Source organism: Flavivirga aquatica (assembly GCF_001747085.1).
GTDB classification, from domain to species: Bacteria; Bacteroidota; Bacteroidia; order Flavobacteriales; family Flavobacteriaceae; genus Algibacter_C; species Algibacter_C aquatica.
In genome coordinates this window covers 1,047,676-1,065,220 of the sequence record NZ_MDJD01000054.1, presented here as the reverse complement: position 1 = coordinate 1,065,220, position 17,545 = coordinate 1,047,676, and the positions used below count along the sequence as shown (strand labels likewise).

Genomic DNA, 17,545 nt, shown 5'->3' with positions numbered 1-17,545 from the left:
AAACTGTTTAGATTTTAATTTTTAGTATTTTTGTTTTGTGATTAAAGTATTATTACATAAAGGCTTTTCTGCTATTTTAGCATTACTTGTTTTGTTTTCAACAGTGTCTTTCACTATTGAAAAACATTTTTGTGGCGATGTATTAGTAGATGTATCTATTTTTACTGAAGTAGAGAAATGTGCTATGGAAGCTTATGAAATAGCTTTAGAAAAAATCACAAAAATACCCTGTTGTAAAGATAAAATAGATGTTGTAAAAGGACAAGACGAATTAAAAATGTCCTCGTTTGATGATTTAGATTTAGAGCAACAACGATTTATTATAGTATATACTTACTCATATACTAACCTCTTAGAATACCTACAAAAGGAAATTATTCCTCATAAAGATTATTCTCCCCCTAATTTGGTTACAAATATCCAAGTTTTAGACCAAGTCTTTATTATTTGATAAATAGATTTTTTTGCTATTCTCTTTAAGAAAGAGAGTATATAAATTATTTATAATTCAAATTATTTTCAAAAATGAAACATACGTATACAATTACAGGAATGACCTGTAATGGTTGTAGAACTTTTGTTGAAGATACTCTAAATGAAATTCCAGAAGTTGAAAAAGCTTTTGTTAATTTAGAAACTTCTGAAGCAATTGTAGAAATATCTCAACCCTTTTCAGCAAAAATATTGCAAGACGTTTTACCTAGTAAATATTCTATTTCAGAAAAAACCATTTCTAGCTTAGATTCTAAAATTATAGAAAAAAGTGAGTTGCAACAGCTATTCCCATTGTTTTTAATATTTGGTTATATAACAATAACATCTATTTTACTCAACATCAAGCCTTGGGAGATTAATGGGTTTATGCTGGATTTTATGGGCTTATTTTATATTGTATTTAGTTTTTTCAAGTTATTAGATTTAAAAGGATTTCCAGAGTCGTTTAGAATGTACGATCCATTAGCAAGAGCAATACCTTTTTATGGTTGGATTTATCCATTTATAGAGGTAGTTTTAGGTGTGCTTTTTTTAATGCGTATTGAAATTTCAATAGCATTGATGGTTACGCTAATCATTTTAGGAATCACTACTATAGGTGTCATCAAAACATTGTTAGATAAGAAATCTATCCAATGTGCCTGTTTAGGTACGGCTTTAAAATTACCCATGACACAAGCAACATTTATTGAAAATAGTATTATGATTATTATGGCAATTATGATGTTAATTAAATAATACTGTTATTCTTGAATTAACAAGAATTCGAAAAACTTAAACCTAAAAAAATACATAAACGCATATTAGCGAATATAAAAAATGAAATACCTACTATACATAATATTATTACTTCCCACTTTTCTATTTTCACAAGAAAAAATTACAGGAATAATAATGGAAGCTAATGAAAAAAATAAAACCATTGGTTTAGTTGGAGCTAATGTATATTGGCTCAACACTACTGTTGGAGTTGTAACAGATATTGATGGGAGTTTTGAACTTTCATATAAAAAGGAATATAAAAAATTAGTAGTTAGTTATATTGGTTTTAAAACAGATACATTAACTATTACAGAACCTAAAGAAGTACGCCATTGGTTACAATCTATGGATGATTTAGAAGCTATTACAGTTACATCAAGAAAGCAAACTACCACAAAATCATATTTGCAAGCTACAAATGTGGTTACGGTAAGTAGTGATGAGTTATTAAAAGCAGCATGTTGTAACCTATCTGAAAGTTTTGAAACAAACCCTTCTATTGATGTTAATTTTGCAGATGCTGTTACAGGAACACGTCAAATTAGAATGTTAGGGCTTACAAGTCCATATATTTTAATTGCTACAGAGAATATTCCGTCTATTCGAGGCGCTTCTCAAGCTTATGGATTAAGTTTTATTCCAGGTACTTGGGTAGAGAGTATTCAAATAACAAAAGGAGCAGGTAGTGTAGTTAATGGTTACGAGAGTATTGCGGGTCAAATTAATGCCGAATTGGTTAAGCCATCAACAGACGATAAGCTATTTGTTAATCTATATGGAGCTTCTAGTGAGCGATTTGAGCTAAATACTCATATAAATACAAAAGTGAGTAACAAATGGGATACAGGGTTGTATTTGCATGGAAACATTCATAATAATGAACATGATGTGAATAGTGATGGCTTTTTAGATATGCCCAAGTACAATCAAATTAATATGATGAATCGCTGGCAATATACCAATGCCGAAAAAGGATTTGTGAGCTTTATTAATTTGAAATTTTTAAATGATGAAAAAGAAACTGGAGCGTTAGATTTTGATTCAGATAGAGATAAGTTAACAACAAATGCTTGGGGAAGTGAGATAGATACAAGACGTTATGAAATTTCTGCCAAATTAGGTTATGTGAATCCTGAAATTCCATATCAAAGTTTAGGGATTCAAACAGCATTTAGTAATCATAAACAGGAATCGTATTTTGGTTTAAATCAATATGATATTAAGCATAATAGTTTTTATACAAATGCTATTTATAATTCTATAATTAGCGATTCTAGGCATAAAATTAAAACAGGAGTGAGTTATACTTATGATAATTATGATGAGTTCGTAAATAATACAGATTATGAAAGGACAGAAGAATCTGTTGGTGCTTTTTTTGAATACAATTTGGATAATTTGGATAAATTGAACTTAACTGCAGGAATACGGATTGACAATCATAATTTATTAGGGAACTTTGTCACTCCTAGGTTGCATATACGCTACACACCTTGGGAAAAGTCAGCCTTAAGAGCTTCTTTTGGTCGAGGTAAACGTAGTGCTAATATTTTTGCAGAAAACCAACAAATGTTTTCTACCTCAAGAACGATTAATATTATAAATGGGACAGGGAAGATTTATGGTTTAGACCCAGAAATAGCATGGAATTATGGTGTTTCTTATTTACAAGGATTTAATCTTTTTGGACGAAAAGCAGATATTATGTTAGATTATTATAAAACTGATTTTAAAAATCAAGTAGTAGTCGATTATGAAAATCCTCAAGAAGTTAATTTTTATAATTTAGAAGGCGATAGTTTTGCGAATAGTTTTCAAACGGAAATTAATTATAATGTTTTTGAGCATTTTAATTTAAGACTAGCTTATAAATATTATGATGTGAAAACAGATTATAATTCTGGGAAATTATCGAAACCTTTAACTCCTAAACATCGTTTATTTGCAAACGCTTCTTATGAAACGCACATGCATGCAGATAGCATTAAACAATGGAAATTTGATGTTACATATAATTGGTTAAGTAAACAACGATTTTCATCTACAATAAGTAGCCCTGTTCAATATCAATTGCCAAAATATACCCCAACGCTAGGAACTTTAAATGTACAAGTAACAAGAGTGTTTTCTCCTAAATTTGAAATATATTTAGGAGGTGAAAATATTACCAATATAAGGCAGAATAATCCTATATTAGGAGCTGATAACCCTTTTGGATCAAATTTTGATAGTACTTTTGTATATGGGCCTATATTTGGAAGTTTGTATTATGCAGGATTAAGATTTAAAATAAAATAAAACTATGAAAAAATTAATAATTATTATTGTGTTATTTGTAACAACAGTAGCATTTGCACAAAACAAGAATGCAAAGGCCTCTATGGAAGTTGATGGGGTTTGTTTAATGTGTAAAACTAGAATTGAAAAAGCAAGTTTAAATACAAAAGGGGTTAAGTCTGCTGTGTGGAATGTGAAAACACATGAGTTGAAATTGATTTATGATGAACGCAAAACAGATTTAAAAACGATTCAATCTAAAATACTAGCAGTAGGTCATGATACCAAAAATATAAAAGCGACAGATGAAGCTTATGCAAAAGTACATCCTTGTTGTAAATATCGAGATCAAGTAGTGCAAGAGGATCATAAGTAAGAAAAATAAGAGTAAATAATATGTAAAAAAAGCGCTCAAATTAATTAATTTGGGCGCTTTGCTTCAATTCAATGGAGTACTCTAATCAATATAATGCCTATGTATTAGTCTAGTTTTTATAAAATAAGTGTAATAATTTGGATGTTATAAGTGCTAATTAATCCATTTGGATGTCTATTTGAGTCCAAATATCGCGAGTTATAGAGTTGCTAGTAAAATGTTTTATTTTGGCATGTTTTAAAAAAGAATTAGGAATAATTAAATTTTCGGAAATAGCATGATTGATTTTTTCATTAATTTGAAATGTTATTTTAGACGTCAAAAGTTTAATGAAAAAAGAAAAATAACCTTCAAGTAGTGTTTCAAACCAATTTTTAATACTAGTGTGAATGAAATCGATATTTATATCAAAACTAGGACAGTGTTTGGAGGTGTTATAATCCATTTTAATTTTAGCTGTAGCTCCGCCTTTAACCGAATCTACATTAAGTCCAATTACTTTACTATCAACTTCTACCAAAAACCGAACATATAATTCCTCAGAGTTATCAAATCCAATTGAAACAATAATATTATTAATTGAAACTAATTTGTCCGATATTATAGTGTTAATAGGGGCTTTCCCATACTTTTTAAGCATACTTTGATGAGCATCAACCCCATTTATAAAATATGTATTAAAATTGTTGAGGTATAGTGCAGATGATTTTTCTTCTATATATTTTTTTAGAATCTGATTTGAAAAATTTATCAACTCATTAATCAAGTAATAATTACTTATTTTAGTTATAGTAATAAGACTTTTGTCTTTTAAAATTTCTTTGGATAAGTTATTTAGAATGTATTGATATTCTTGATTACCATCTGTTGGTTTAAAACTTCTATCAATGAATCCAATACATAATGTATTGTATTTATGGTTTATATAAATAACAATATCGGATAATGAAGGACTTGGTATTTTAATGTTTGAAATTGTTGTTGGAAATACCATTGAATTTAGTAAAAAGTATTTACCAGTAAAAATGGTCATTATTTTAATAAGAAGATTAGAGGATATGGCATCATGCTCTGTGATTTCTATATCTATCCAATCTACTTTATTTAAATTGATTATGATATCAATAATTTTATGAGCTTTATCTTCTTTTTCTACTAATTTTAGCATTTTAGGATTAATACTACCTCTTAAAATGGTATTAGCTGGAATATTGAATTCCATAAAGCTTCCTTGAATTTCTATTTCTATATCAATATGACCTTTTTTATTAGCTTTAATGTTTATATCATTTAGTCTGATACTAAACCTTTTCATCCAACTTTTCTTTTCAATAAGAACATCATTTTCTATTAAATATCTTTGGGCAGTGTATGAAATATTTTTTAAGTTAAATACGGATCCAAAGTTTAATTGATGTTGTTGCCTCCATATAGATTGGGTTTTATTTTTTTTTAACCATTCATTTTCTGTAATATTTAAATGCCTAACGTAATTCAATGTAGTTGATTCCATAACTATATATTTTAAAGTTCTTAGAGAAGAGGTTGTTATTTATTGTAATACTTTTCTGCTAATTTAGATATCAGTAGTGATGATAAAACACGTAAAAACACTTGTTTCACAAAAGAAGTATTTATACGTGTTGGAAAATAGTTGAAATTATTAACAAATGAAGTTGTATGATATGCCTATATCATAAATAAGAACTTTTTAGATAATTACTGTATTAAAAAGGAAGGGTAAAGCTATGTGAAAAGTGGTTATATAATAGGTGTAACTAAGTATTTAAAAAGGAGATAAAACTATAAATTTTAGAAATCGTTTAATTTAGAACGATGAACTTAAGATAAAGATAAAAAAGAAAATTTATTAAAAATAAAAAACGCTTTTCTTTTTAATAAGAAAAGCGTTTTCATATAATTTGTATGCTGAGGTTTTCGAGTTTAAATTACATCATTCCTGGCATACCTCCACCCATTGGAGGGTGAGCATGTCCAGCATCGGCTTCTTTAATATCAATTAAAGCACATTCTGTAGTTAAGATCATACCTGCAACAGATGCAGCATTTTCTAAAGCGATACGTGTTACTTTTTTAGGATCAATAATACCTGCCTTAAGCATATCTACATAGGCTTCAGATTTAGCATCGTAACCAAAATCTTTGTTACCTTCTAATACTTTAGAAATTACAACACTACCTTCTCCACCTGCATTTTCAACAATAGTACGTAAAGGAGCTTCGATAGCACGAGCTACAATTTGAATACCAGTAACTTCGTCAAGGTTTTCAGTAGTAATTGCTTCTAGCACCGATTTAGCTCTCACTAAAGCTACACCACCACCAGCTACAATACCTTCTTCTACAGCTGCACGAGTTGCATGTAAGGCATCGTCAACACGATCTTTCTTTTCTTTCATTTCAACTTCACTAGCAGCTCCTACATAAAGTACAGCAACACCTCCAGCTAATTTAGCTAAACGTTCTTGAAGTTTTTCTTTATCGTAATCTGAAGTTGTTGTTTCAATTTGAGCTTTTATTTGGTTTACTCTAGCTTTAATATCATCAGCTTTACCTTCGCCATTTACGATAGTAGTATTGTCCTTATCAACAGTTACTGTTTCAGCAGTACCTAACATGCTTAAATCTGCATTTTCAAGAGTAAATCCTCTTTCTTCAGAAATTACAGTACCACCTGTTAAAATAGCAATATCTTCAAGCATTGCTTTACGTCTGTCACCAAATCCAGGAGCTTTAACAGCAGCTATTTTTAATCCACCACGTAATTTATTAACTACTAAAGTTGCTAATGCTTGTCCATCAACGTCTTCTGCTATAATTAACAATGGACGTCCAGATTGAGCTACAGGCTCTAATATTGGAAGGATTTCTTGTAAGTTAGATATCTTTTTATCAAACAATAAAATGTATGGATTTTCTAAATCTGCAATCATTTTATCAGAATCTGTAACGAAGTAAGGTGATAAGTATCCTCTGTCGAATTGCATACCTTCAACAACATCAACGTATGTTTCCATACCTTTAGCTTCTTCAACAGTGATAACACCTTCTTTACCAACTTTTTCGAAAGCTTTTGATATTAACTCACCAATAGTATCATCATTGTTAGCAGAAATAGCAGCAACTTGTTTTATTTTTTCAGAAGAATTACCAACTTGCTTAGCTTGTTTTTCTAAATCTTCAGTAATAGCAACAACTGCTTTATCAATACCGCGTTTTAAATCCATAGGATTTGCTCCCGCAGCAACATTTTTTAAACCTTCTTTAACAATAGCTTGAGCTAATACAGTAGCTGTTGTAGTACCATCACCAGCTAAATCGTTAGTTTTAGAAGCAACTTCTTTTACCATTTGAGCACCCATATTTTCGTGTGGGTTTTCTAACTCAATTTCTTTAGCAACAGAAACACCATCTTTAGTGACTTGTGGCGCACCAAATGATTTACTGATAATTACGTTACGTCCTTTAGGGCCTAATGTTACTTTTACTGCATTGGCTAATGCATCTACACCACGTTTTAATCCATCACGTGCTTCAATATCAAATTTTATATCTTTTGCCATTTTTGAAAAATTTAGTTTGAACTTTCAATTTTAAAAACAAAACCCAAATTTAGGATAAGTTGATATTTGAAAGTTATTTGGAATTTATTTTATTTATTAGAATTTACAATTAGATAATTGCTAATATGTCACTCTCACGCATGATTAAATAATCTTTTCCTTCTAGCTTAAGTTCTGTTCCTGCATATTTTCCATATAAAACAGTATCACCAACTTGTACAGTAATAGGCTCGTCTTTGGTACCTTTACCAGCAGCAACAACAGTCCCTTTTTGTGGTTTTTCTTTAGCGTTATCAGGGATAATAATTCCTGAAGCTGTTTTAGTTTCAGCAGCAGCTGGTTCTATAAGAACACGATCTGCTAATGGTTTAATGTTTAATGCCATGTGTGTATTTTGTATTTTTAAATTAATCTTAACGCTTATGCGTTGTACTAAAAATGTGCCAATTACTTTGAACTGACAAACTTTCAGACCTTCCTATTTAGACAGGCAGCAACAAAAAATGCCAACTTAAAAAGTTGGCATTTTTTGTTTATTTATCATAATAATAAATTCTTATAAAGAATCTTTTGGTGTTGCAGTTGCAGCATCGTTAGTTGTTTGCGCTGGAGCTGTTGGTAAAGCTGGAGCTGTTGTTGTTGCATCAGGATCTAATGCTTTAGATTCTACTCCTCCTGGACCTCTGTTAATAGCTACATTAGATACTAATATTAATACTAATAATACCGTTGCTAATGTCCATGTGCTTTTATCTAAAAAATCGGTTGTCTTTTTTACACCACCCAATTGTTGTGTGCCACCACCGCCAAAAGACGATGATAAACCTCCACCTTTAGGGTTTTGTACCATAATTACTACGATTAGTAAAAATGCTACGACTACTATCAGGACTAAAAATATTGTAAACGTACTCATTATTCTTTATTGTTTTGTTCTTGTAATTGTTCTATTGCTTTGATCTGGTTTGCAAATAAACCACTTTTTTCTGGATATTTCAAACTTAAAACTTTATAAGATTGAATTGCTTTTTTATAGTTTTTTTGTTCTACATAAATACGTGCTAGAGTCTCTGTCATTAGCGACTCTGGTTGTATCATTTGTGCTTTTGCTAAATTACCTTTTTGGGTAATAGGTTTTATAGGTCGTATTTTTGGGTTCTTAATAATAAATTGATCAATAAGTTGAAACTTTTTTTCTTTATCTAAAGTGTCTGTAGTTTTTTTCTTAGTAACTTCTTTTTCAATTATTTTGTTATCATTTTTGATTTCTTCCTTTTCCTTGTTGTCTTCTTTTTCTTCATCTTCTGGTCTTTCAATAGGAGAAAAGTGAGTTAGTTTAAGCCATTCGTTAAAAGAGTGAGTTTCTTTTTTATTAAATTCGAAAGGCTTGCCAAGATTTAATACATCATTCGCAGGTATCTCTTGTCTTTTTTCTTGAGATTTAGTTTCTTCATTAGTACTATTAATAATATTTTTAGGTTTGTCTAAAGGGATATTACTAATAGTTTTTTTTGGACGTTCCTCTTTGGGTTGAAACAATGTAGGATCTAAAACACCATCTGTATCTTTTATTTGTTGTTTTAATATGTCATCAATAGTTACATTTTTTTGAACTGAAATATCTTCAATGTCAACCTCTATATCTTTTAAAGAAGTGTCATTTTGTTTAATGAATTGAGATATTTCATTTTGAACAAATGCATCTGAAGTAATAAATTCGAATAAAATACTTCTATCCGTAGTATAAGCTGCAGTTGTTTTTAGTTCTTGATTGTATTTAAAACTATTTAGGTCTTTTAAACCTTTGAGATAAATAGCTCGTGCAGGTTGAAAATAAGGAAACTCTTCAATGATAGATTTTACAGCTTCAGTTTGCTCATGTGTTATAACTTGAGGGTGTTGAAGTATGTGTGTGAAATCTGTTAGATTCATTGGTTTCTTTTGTCTTTTAATATTTGTTACTAAAAACTATAAATAAATTACCATTTGGCTAATGTAGCATTAAAAATATCTTGTGTGATACGTTCAAATATGGCTTCATGTGCCTCAGCTTTTTTTGCACCAGTTAACAGGGAGCTTCCTTCAAAATCAAAGAAAAACGAAAATGATTTTTCTAAATCATCTTCAGCTTTTTTTCTATTAAAGAATCGAAGTTTCACACTAATTGTTAGTCTGTTTTGTGCGGCAGTATTTTGAGATGTAGCTGTTGTTGGCGAAATTCTATATTCTGTTATCTCGCCTTCGTAAGTTAAATCACCATTTGAAGGAACAAGGTTTAAGTTAGTTTGGTTTTGTATTAAATCTTCAAGAGCTAATTTAAAGTCCCGTTCTATTCCAGGTTCTACTAATATGGATGTGTTCTCAAAACGATTTACTTGATAGGTCTCTGTACCAGGTGGGATAGATGCTCCTGTAAAAGAGTATATACCGCAATTTGTTAGAGTTATGGTAATCAAAAATAAAAAAACGTATGTTATGTATCTCATTTGTTTTTGTTTGTATTTTTTATATTGATAACAAGTATTTTTATAACGATTACTTATAAATCGTATTGTTTAATCTTTCGGTATAATGTACGTTCACTAATACCGAGCTCGTTAGCAGCTAATTTACGTTTTCCATGGTGGCGTTCAAGGGATTTTTTTATCAATTCTAATTCTTTATCATGAAGTGATAAGGTTTCTTCTTCTTCAATTTCTTCAGCAAAATGATATTTGTCTTGAACAGTTATGATCTCTTCATTATCTGTAGCATGTTCGGAAATAGCAAGAATGTCATTGTTTTCAGAAGGAGATTCAAAGGAAATATCTTTCTCATCAGAACTGCCATAGATTTTTTGAATGAGACTTTCATTATCTTTCTCAACATCTTTAGTGTTGTCATTTTTCATGAGTTCTAAAGTAAGTTTCTTTAGATCATTTAAGTCGCTTTTCATATCGAAAAGGACTTTATATAAAATTTCACGTTCATTACTAAAATCACTTTCCTCCTTTGATGTTTTAATAACAGCAGGTAAATTGGTTCCATAAGTAGGTAAGTAACTTTTTAAAGTATCTGCAGTAATTGTTCTGTTTTGTTCTAGAACAGATACTTGCTCAGCAATATTTCGTAATTGACGAATATTCCCTCCCCAACGGTGTTTTATAAGTGTTTGAACAGCGTTATCTGTTAACTTTACGGTTGGCATTTTATATTTAAGAGCAAAATCACTAGCAAACTTTCTAAATAACAAATGAATGTCTTCTTGGCGCTCACGTAGTGGAGGTAAGTTAATGTCTACCGTACTTAATCTATAATATAAATCTTCACGGAATTTTTCTTTTTGTATAGCTTCAAACATGTTAACGTTTGTTGCTGCTACAATACGGACATTGGTTTTTTGTACTTTACTTGAACCTACTTTTAAAAATTCGCCATTTTCTAAAACACGTAATAAACGTACTTGAGTGGTGAGTGGTAGTTCACCAACTTCATCTAGAAAAATAGTACCACCATCTGCAACTTCAAAATAGCCTTCGCGAGTTTGTGTTGCACCTGTAAAAGCACCTTTTTCATGACCAAAAAGCTCACTATCTATTGTGCCTTCAGGTATAGCTCCACAGTTTACCGCAATATATTTATTGTGTTTTCTGTGTGATAATTGATGTATTATTTTTGGAATACTTTCTTTACCAACACCACTTTCACCTGTTACTAATACCGAAATATCTGTAGGTGCTACTTGAATCGCTTTTTCAATAGCACGATTTAATGAAGGGGTATTACCAATAATACCAAAACGTTGTTTTATAGCTTGAATGGATTCCATTGATTTTTATTTTTAATTCTCAATATATTCAGAAATTCCACTTTCATGTTTTTCTCCTAACCATTCCCAATTAAGTTTTAATTTCATTTTATTGTCCTTAGTTAAACTTATTTGAGCAATAGCTTTTCCGGCTTTTAATTCATTTTCTGTTGTTATACATTGGTATAACATATTAAGCGTATTGTTACTTAAATGCGCGATTATTTTACCATATTTAATAGTGCCTCCGTAATAATCTGCTGTAACTAAATGGCCTTCTTGTTTATATTTAAATATAGTTTCAGAATCTACTTTCCCATTTTCAGAATTTTCTATTAAAGAAAATGTTTTGTTGTTAAAGTTGAATTCTGACATTAATTTTATTATTTATAGAAAAATTCTGTCTCTACAGTTGTTGCGCCTATACCAATGTTTTTAGTAGTGACTTTTTCTGGATATTTAGCACTATTGTATTTATATTCATAGGAAAATTTACCATTTTCGGGGGTACCATCAGGAAAAATAGTTTGAATATGATTATTTTTTCCAAACGTTCTTATAAGATTACGTAATTGAATATCTAAGAATAATGAGCGTGTATGAATAATTAAACTTGCTATATAATTATCTTTAAAATGTAGATATAAAGGATTTGGGTTATTATCGTAAACGTATTTGTATACTGATGTAAATTGCTCATTAGAAAATGTTAAGTTAGTTGCGCTAACTGTAGTACAGTTTTTATTATTATCATATTCAAAAGCCAATTTAGATTCAAAAGTATTATCGAAATCCAATTTAATATATTCTTTAATTAACCCTTCGTCATTTAAAATAAATTCTTCGTTGTAGTTAACTGTATCGTCTTTAGGGAAAGTGGTTTTTATTGAATTGCCTTCGTAAGTTAGAGTACGTGTGAAATTTTCAGGAATAAGGAATGGATTGTCATGAAATTCGTCAACAGAAATCATTTTTCCTGAGCTATCATAATTAAAAGTATAAGATTCTTCAATGTCACCATTAGAGTCATATTTGATATATTTTGATATTTTATTGTTAGTATTATATTCAAAACTTACAATTTCCTTACCATTCCTTTCTGCATTAATGCCTTTAGACCCATCAAAATTATGCTGAGTAACGTTACCAGAAGGGTACTTTAAAATGTAATGCGTTAAGTCTAATTCTTCTCCTGAACTGCTATCGTTACTGTTACTATCGTCTGAAGAGCAAGAATTTAAGAAGAAGCCAAGGCTTAATAGAATAAATAAGTTTTTCATTGTTTTGATTGTTAATTTAATTTATAAATTTTCATTGTTTTTAGAATATTCTACAGCTTCACCTATAAGTGTTGCACTTGTACAGCCAGTAATTTTTACATTTACAAAATCACCAATTTTATAATCACCTTTAGGAAATACAGCTACTATATTCTGTTGCGTACGTCCAGACCACTGTGTGTTAGATTTTTTAGATTCTTTTTCAATTAAAACTTCCACAATAGTGTTTAAGTGTTCTTTAGTTCTAATTTCACTATGTACCCTTTGTAAGTCTACAATATCTTGAAGCCTTCGTTTTTTTGTTTTCTCAGGAACATCATCATCCATTTTGCGCTCAGCCATAGTGCCTGGACGTTCAGAATAAGTAAACATATATCCAAAGTTATATTTTACATATTCCATAAGTGAAAAGGTATCTTGGAAATCTGCTTCAGTTTCTGTAGGAAACCCGACAATCATATCTTGACTAATAGCACAATTTGGAATAATATCTCGAATATTGTCTATCAACGTCATATACTCTTCACGTGTATGCAGACGATTCATTTCTTTTAAAATACGATTACTTCCACTTTGTACAGGTAAATGTATATGATTGCAAATATTTTGATGCTTTGCCATTGTTTTTATAACATCTAAAGTTAAATCTTGTGGGTTAGATGTTGAAAAGCGAATACGCATTTTAGGTTGAGCTTTTGCACAAAGATCCAATAATTTAGAAAAATCTATAGAAGTCGCTTTTTGCATATCATTAGCTTTTTCAAAATCTTTTTTAAGACCGCCACCATACCAAAGGTAGCTATCTACATTTTGCCCTAGTAAAGTAATTTCTTTATAGCCTCTTTGCCATAAATCATTAACTTCTTCAAGAATACTTTGAGGGTCTCTACTGCGTTCACGACCTCTTGTAAAAGGAACAACACAGAAGGTACACATATTGTCACAACCACGCGTAATAGATACAAAAGCATTAACACCATTGGTGTTTAAACGAACAGGGGAAATGTCTCCATAAGTTTCTTCTTTGGAGAGAATCACATTAATAGCATCTCTGCCTTCATCAACTTCAGCTAAAAGATTAGGTAAATCTTTATAAGCATCTGGTCCAACAACCAAATCAACAATTTTTTCTTCTTCAAGAAATTTAGTTTTTAAACGCTCGGCCATACAACCCAAAACCCCAACTTTCATTTTAGGATTATGGTCTCGCTTTACAGCATTATATTTTTCTAAACGTTTACGTATTGTTTGCTCTGCTTTATCACGAATGGAGCAGGTGTTAACTAGAACTAAATCAGCATCTTCTAAGTTTTGAGTCGTGTTAAAACCTTGATTTGCCATAATGGAAGCAACAATTTCACTGTCGCTAAAATTCATAGCACATCCATAACTTTCAATAAAAAGTTTGCGTTTATTGTCTTTTTTTTGCTCTAAAACCAAGGATTCACCTTGTTTATTTTCGTCTATAATTTTTTCCATAGTATACTGAAACCGATAGCAGTCAATAAGTGTGCAAAGATACAATTTATTTGTATTAAGTGACAAAGTGGCAGTTTAAATTTATATCTATTTTTTTAAATGTTTATTCTAGTTTACGCAACCTTTCTTTTATTTCTTCATCTTGAATAAAAACAATCAATGTTATGAAATTTAAATACCTTTTCTTGTTCTTAGTTTTAATATTTACTGTGTCCTGTGATAATAATGATAATGCCGATTATGAATGGGTTCAAGTAGCAACCCCACAAATAATGAGTAAAGATGCTTTTAGGAGTTCTGTTAATATTAAAGAGCCTAGAAACATAGAAAAAGCTGGTAAGATATATGTTTACAAAGATTATATTTTTGTGAGCGATATAAATAAAGGTGTTCACATTATAGATAATTCAAACCCGAGATTGCCAAAAGCTATTAAATATATTGAAATTCTGGGTAATGAAGATGTTTCTGTGAAAGATGATTTCTTATATGTCGATAGCGCAACAGATTTATTAGTTTTTGATATTTCAGATATTAGCACAGTGTCTTTAGTGGAACGATTGGAAGACGTGTTTACAGTTTATAATTATAATATTCCTGTCGAAGCAGAAGCTATTGATTATAATAAAGTGGATTTTGAGGAAGAAATTATTGTAGGATGGACAGTAGTTACAGAAAGACGAAAAAAAATAGATGAAAGATTCGTTGATATTTTTGCTGTTGATAATGTTTCATCAAATTCTAATGAATCAATAACAGGGGTTGGCGGTTCTTTAGCGCGTTTTCAAATAGTTGATAATTATTTATATACTGTAGGAAGTTATCAAATGTCCATTTTTAACATTCAAAACTTAAAAGAGCCAGTATTAGCGAACACTCAATATGCAGGGTGGAATATAGAAACGATGTTTCAAGCGGATAATTATTTGTATTTAGGAAGTACTAACGGTATGTATATTTATAATTTAGTTAATCCGTCATTGCCAGAATTTGTTTCAGAATTTGCGCATTGGGAAGGTTGTGATCCTGTAGTTGTTGATGGGGATTATGCGTATTTAACATTAAGAGGAGGTAATGCTTGTGGACAATTAGAAAGTATCTTGGAGGTTATTGATATAAGAGATAAATCAAATCCGATTTTGAAAAAACGTTATGAGTTAGATAATCCTTATGGATTAGGTGTTAAAGGGAATACTTTATTTGTATGTGATGGTACATCTGGATTAAAACTATTTAATAAAGAGGATCCGTTAGATATTAGTTTAATAAAATCATTTAAAAATGTTAATTCTAAAGATGTAATTCCCTTAGAAAATACATTATTAATGATAGGTGATAACATTCTCTATCAATATGAATATGTTGCAAATGAAGTTAAACCAATTAGTTCTTACAAGCTATGATATTTTTAATTAAAGCATTGTTTGAATAGGAGTTTCTTATGTTAAAATGTGTTAGAAAGTTATGTATTAACTTTTGTAACGACAAAATAAATTAAAGGTTGCATTATTTTGAGTAACTTTTGTTTAGAAACATGCGTGCTTAACATTTAGTGCTGGTAATTTAATACAAATTACCAGCACTAAATGTTAAGTTTGTTTTTTTATAAAATATAAAGTACTTTTTATTACTTACTTGCTAATATGAACTAATAAGCTAATTGATTTTGCGAAAACTAACCATTTTTTTGTTTTTAATATGTGCTTATACTGATATGTTTTCTCAAAAAAATAATCAGGAAATTGAAGTTAAAATCGAAAATGACAAACTGGTTATGGTTGATAAATACTATACTAGTGGTTTGTTTTTAACTTATAGAAAAATTTTACGAAACAATTTTATATTTAAAAAAGAAGGTAATAATGTTTTGCAGTTAAATGTGGCTTTGGGCAATGAAACTTATACGCCAACAAATTTAGCATCGATTAATCCTATTGATTTTGATAGACCTTATGCGGGTTGGTTTTTTCTAAAAACAGAAATAGGCAAGATAAAAGGTGCTAATGCTTTGTTGTTAGCTTTAGAAATGGGAATTACTGGAGAGGAATCTTTAGCGGGGAAAATACAAACTAAAGCACATGAGATTTTTGGAAATGATAATCCAACTTGGGTTCAAGAAATTGAATTTAAATTTTTAGTAAACTTAAAAGCTAGATATATAATTAGTAAGCTTATTAGTAAACATCATGCTTTGCATTATGTGTTAGAGCCTTCATTAGGAACAAAAGATGTTTTTATAGAAAATGGATTAGGTTATTATTTTGGGAAATTTAATGATTTAAGAAATTCTTCAAGAATTGAAACTATTGATAAAACTCTTAAAAATGAGCTTTTTGGTTTTATTTATTTAGGTTATAAATATGTTGCTCATAATACTTTAATTCAAGGAAGTCTAGATTATAATGATGTGTTGTTTACTACTACAATGTCTCCACACCTTTTTAAACTTAAAATAGGAGGTGTGTTAAAAGCTAAACGTACAATCATTAAATTTATTTATAATTTTAATACTAAAGAGACTCCAACATCTACAAGTCATTCGTATGGTACATTGGTGTTTAGTCGTAATTTCTAATGAAAAATAGTGTTGTTTAATTATGTTTTAATTTTAATTAAAATGAACTTATATTTGAGGCTAAATTATTAATCAGAAAACACGTAGTAACGAATGAATACATTTCTTAACTTATTAGATAAAATAGAACGAGCAAAGCAATTAGATTTTGGAAATATATTTGATAGTGTTCTAGAGATGTATAAAAAGGTTTGGCTAAAAGGGTTTTTAGTTATTCTATTTGTTATGGTATCTGCTATTGGAATAGCTTTTTTGTTTGAGTTAATAGGACTTTCTTCTAAAGCAAATTATATGTTTAACGATGGTTTTAATTTAGACACCTATACCAGTTTTTATTACACGAACATATTGTATAGTATACCTCAAACTATTCTTATAAGTACTGTAAACTTAGCTTTTGTTGCTGCTTTTTATAGGATATGTAAAAGTGTGGATTTAGGAGAAAATGCGACCGATGATTACTTATATTTTTTTAAAAAAATATATTTTTCTAAAATATTAATGTTAGGCATTATTTATTCAGGAATAGCAGCAATTGCTCAACTTATGTTGTTTATTCCATATATTTATGTGTATATTCCATTAGCTTATTTTGCAATAATTTTTTCTAGTAACCCAGATTTAAGTGAAGTAGAAATAGTTAAAGCAAGTTTCAAATTAGGTAACAAAAAGTGGTTTATTACTTTCGGAACTATGTTTGTTGCTGGGCTTTTAGGAATGCTTGGTATAGTAGCCTGTGGGATAGGGCTTTTGTTTACCATATCAATAGTTTATTTACCTGTGTTTTTTATATATAAACAAGTTGTTGGTTTTAATAATAATAGTGAAATAGAGAAAATTGGAATTAGAGATAATTCAGATTATTAATTTGAAATTTTAATAGCTTAGACTGTTTTTTTAGTGTATTAAAAACAGTTCTTTTTATTTAAA

17 protein-coding genes are annotated in these 17,545 nt (G+C 29.6%); 7 read left to right on the top strand and 10 right to left on the bottom strand.

The annotated features are described in order from the left end of the window. The first annotated feature begins 37 nt into the window (after positions 1–37). From A8C32_RS18775 to A8C32_RS18760, 4 genes are all read left to right on the top strand, one after another. Positions 38–451, top strand: a complete 414-nt coding sequence (locus A8C32_RS18775; RefSeq protein ID WP_083253430.1) for an HYC_CC_PP family protein — start codon at positions 38–40, stop codon at positions 449–451. A gap of 74 nt (positions 452–525) precedes the next feature. Beyond that, complete coding sequence (locus tag A8C32_RS18770; protein ID WP_069831916.1) at positions 526–1,233, top strand: heavy-metal-associated domain-containing protein; 708 nt, start codon at positions 526–528, stop codon at positions 1,231–1,233. Between the two features lie 81 nt (positions 1,234–1,314). Then, positions 1,315–3,555, top strand: coding sequence for a TonB-dependent receptor (locus tag A8C32_RS18765; RefSeq protein ID WP_069831915.1), 2,241 nt, complete (start codon positions 1,315–1,317; stop codon positions 3,553–3,555). A gap of 4 nt (positions 3,556–3,559) precedes the next feature. Continuing rightward, positions 3,560–3,910, top strand: coding sequence for a heavy-metal-associated domain-containing protein (locus A8C32_RS18760; RefSeq protein ID WP_069831914.1), 351 nt, complete (start codon positions 3,560–3,562; stop codon positions 3,908–3,910). A 157-nt stretch (positions 3,911–4,067) separates the two neighbouring features. Here the strand turns inward: A8C32_RS18760 and A8C32_RS18755 are convergent, their stop codons facing one another. From A8C32_RS18755 to miaB, 10 genes are all read right to left on the bottom strand, one after another. Further along, entirely contained in the window at positions 4,068–5,423 is a 1,356-nt protein-coding gene (locus A8C32_RS18755; protein WP_069831913.1) for a hypothetical protein, read from the bottom strand. 436 nt (positions 5,424–5,859) lie between these two features. Then, positions 5,860–7,494 carry a chaperonin GroEL gene (gene groL / locus A8C32_RS18750; RefSeq protein WP_069831912.1) on the bottom strand — a complete coding sequence of 545 codons (1,635 nt, stop codon included), beginning with the start codon at positions 7,492–7,494 and terminating at the stop codon, positions 5,860–5,862. Between the two features lie 109 nt (positions 7,495–7,603). Beyond that, positions 7,604–7,879, bottom strand: coding sequence for a co-chaperone GroES (locus A8C32_RS18745; RefSeq protein ID WP_069831911.1), 276 nt, complete (start codon positions 7,877–7,879; stop codon positions 7,604–7,606). Between the two features lie 171 nt (positions 7,880–8,050). Then, entirely contained in the window at positions 8,051–8,410 is a 360-nt protein-coding gene (gene secG, locus A8C32_RS18740) for a preprotein translocase subunit SecG (RefSeq protein ID WP_069831910.1), read from the bottom strand. After that, a complete protein-coding gene (locus A8C32_RS18735) occupies positions 8,410–9,426 on the bottom strand; it encodes a DUF8458 domain-containing protein (RefSeq protein ID WP_069831909.1) in 1,017 nt (338 codons plus the stop codon). Before A8C32_RS18735 ends, secG begins: the two co-directional genes overlap by 1 nt. 47 nt (positions 9,427–9,473) lie before the next feature. Next, positions 9,474–9,980 (bottom strand): LPS assembly lipoprotein LptE, encoded by a 507-nt coding sequence (gene lptE / locus A8C32_RS18730; RefSeq protein WP_069831908.1) that lies wholly within the window; start codon positions 9,978–9,980, stop codon positions 9,474–9,476. 53 nt (positions 9,981–10,033) lie between these two features. Then, on the bottom strand, positions 10,034–11,302 hold the full coding sequence (locus tag A8C32_RS18725; protein ID WP_069831907.1) for a sigma 54-interacting transcriptional regulator: 1,269 nt from the start codon (positions 11,300–11,302) through the stop codon (positions 10,034–10,036). 12 nt (positions 11,303–11,314) lie between these two features. Continuing rightward, on the bottom strand, positions 11,315–11,656 hold the full coding sequence (locus A8C32_RS18720) for an avidin-fold protein (RefSeq protein ID WP_069831906.1): 342 nt from the start codon (positions 11,654–11,656) through the stop codon (positions 11,315–11,317). Between the two features lie 8 nt (positions 11,657–11,664). Next, a complete protein-coding gene (locus A8C32_RS18715; RefSeq protein ID WP_069831905.1) occupies positions 11,665–12,561 on the bottom strand; it encodes a hypothetical protein in 897 nt (298 codons plus the stop codon). Between the two features lie 21 nt (positions 12,562–12,582). Beyond that, positions 12,583–14,040: a tRNA (N6-isopentenyl adenosine(37)-C2)-methylthiotransferase MiaB gene (gene miaB / locus A8C32_RS18710; RefSeq protein ID WP_069831904.1), complete on the bottom strand. Its 1,458-nt coding sequence runs from the start codon at positions 14,038–14,040 to the stop codon at positions 12,583–12,585. Positions 14,041–14,204: 164 nt separating this feature from the next. Between miaB and A8C32_RS18705 the strand changes: the two genes are divergently transcribed. From A8C32_RS18705 to A8C32_RS18695, 3 genes are all read left to right on the top strand, one after another. Further along, positions 14,205–15,443 (top strand): LVIVD repeat-containing protein, encoded by a 1,239-nt coding sequence (locus A8C32_RS18705; RefSeq protein WP_069831903.1) that lies wholly within the window; start codon positions 14,205–14,207, stop codon positions 15,441–15,443. Between the two features lie 257 nt (positions 15,444–15,700). After that, the gene (locus A8C32_RS18700) at positions 15,701–16,615 is read left to right on the top strand and encodes a lipid A-modifier LpxR family protein (protein ID WP_349267257.1); all 915 of its coding nucleotides are present in this window, start codon (positions 15,701–15,703) and stop codon (positions 16,613–16,615) included. 93 nt (positions 16,616–16,708) lie between these two features. Next, positions 16,709–17,482: a hypothetical protein gene (locus tag A8C32_RS18695; protein WP_069831901.1), complete on the top strand. Its 774-nt coding sequence runs from the start codon at positions 16,709–16,711 to the stop codon at positions 17,480–17,482. Positions 17,483–17,545 lie beyond the last annotated feature (63 nt).

Excerpts from the sequence above, each read along its gene's own strand:
- A8C32_RS18770 (WP_069831916.1), top strand. The coding sequence starts at position 526 with ATGAAACATACGTATACAATTACAGGAATGACCTGTAATGGTTGTAGA.
- A8C32_RS18765 (WP_069831915.1), top strand. The coding sequence starts at position 1,315 with ATGAAATACCTACTATACATAATATTATTACTTCCCACTTTTCTATTT.
- A8C32_RS18760 (WP_069831914.1), top strand. The coding sequence starts at position 3,560 with ATGAAAAAATTAATAATTATTATTGTGTTATTTGTAACAACAGTAGCA.
- A8C32_RS18755 (WP_069831913.1), bottom strand. The coding sequence starts at position 5,423 with ATGGAATCAACTACATTGAATTACGTTAGGCATTTAAATATTACAGAA.
- groL (WP_069831912.1), bottom strand. The coding sequence starts at position 7,494 with ATGGCAAAAGATATAAAATTTGATATTGAAGCACGTGATGGATTAAAA.
- A8C32_RS18745 (WP_069831911.1), bottom strand. The coding sequence starts at position 7,879 with ATGGCATTAAACATTAAACCATTAGCAGATCGTGTTCTTATAGAACCA.
- secG (WP_069831910.1), bottom strand. The coding sequence starts at position 8,410 with ATGAGTACGTTTACAATATTTTTAGTCCTGATAGTAGTCGTAGCATTT.
- A8C32_RS18735 (WP_069831909.1), bottom strand. The coding sequence starts at position 9,426 with ATGAATCTAACAGATTTCACACACATACTTCAACACCCTCAAGTTATA.
- lptE (WP_069831908.1), bottom strand. The coding sequence starts at position 9,980 with ATGAGATACATAACATACGTTTTTTTATTTTTGATTACCATAACTCTA.
- A8C32_RS18725 (WP_069831907.1), bottom strand. The coding sequence starts at position 11,302 with ATGGAATCCATTCAAGCTATAAAACAACGTTTTGGTATTATTGGTAAT.
- A8C32_RS18720 (WP_069831906.1), bottom strand. The coding sequence starts at position 11,656 with ATGTCAGAATTCAACTTTAACAACAAAACATTTTCTTTAATAGAAAAT.
- A8C32_RS18715 (WP_069831905.1), bottom strand. The coding sequence starts at position 12,561 with ATGAAAAACTTATTTATTCTATTAAGCCTTGGCTTCTTCTTAAATTCT.
- miaB (WP_069831904.1), bottom strand. The coding sequence starts at position 14,040 with ATGGAAAAAATTATAGACGAAAATAAACAAGGTGAATCCTTGGTTTTA.
- A8C32_RS18705 (WP_069831903.1), top strand. The coding sequence starts at position 14,205 with ATGAAATTTAAATACCTTTTCTTGTTCTTAGTTTTAATATTTACTGTG.
- A8C32_RS18695 (WP_069831901.1), top strand. The coding sequence starts at position 16,709 with ATGAATACATTTCTTAACTTATTAGATAAAATAGAACGAGCAAAGCAA.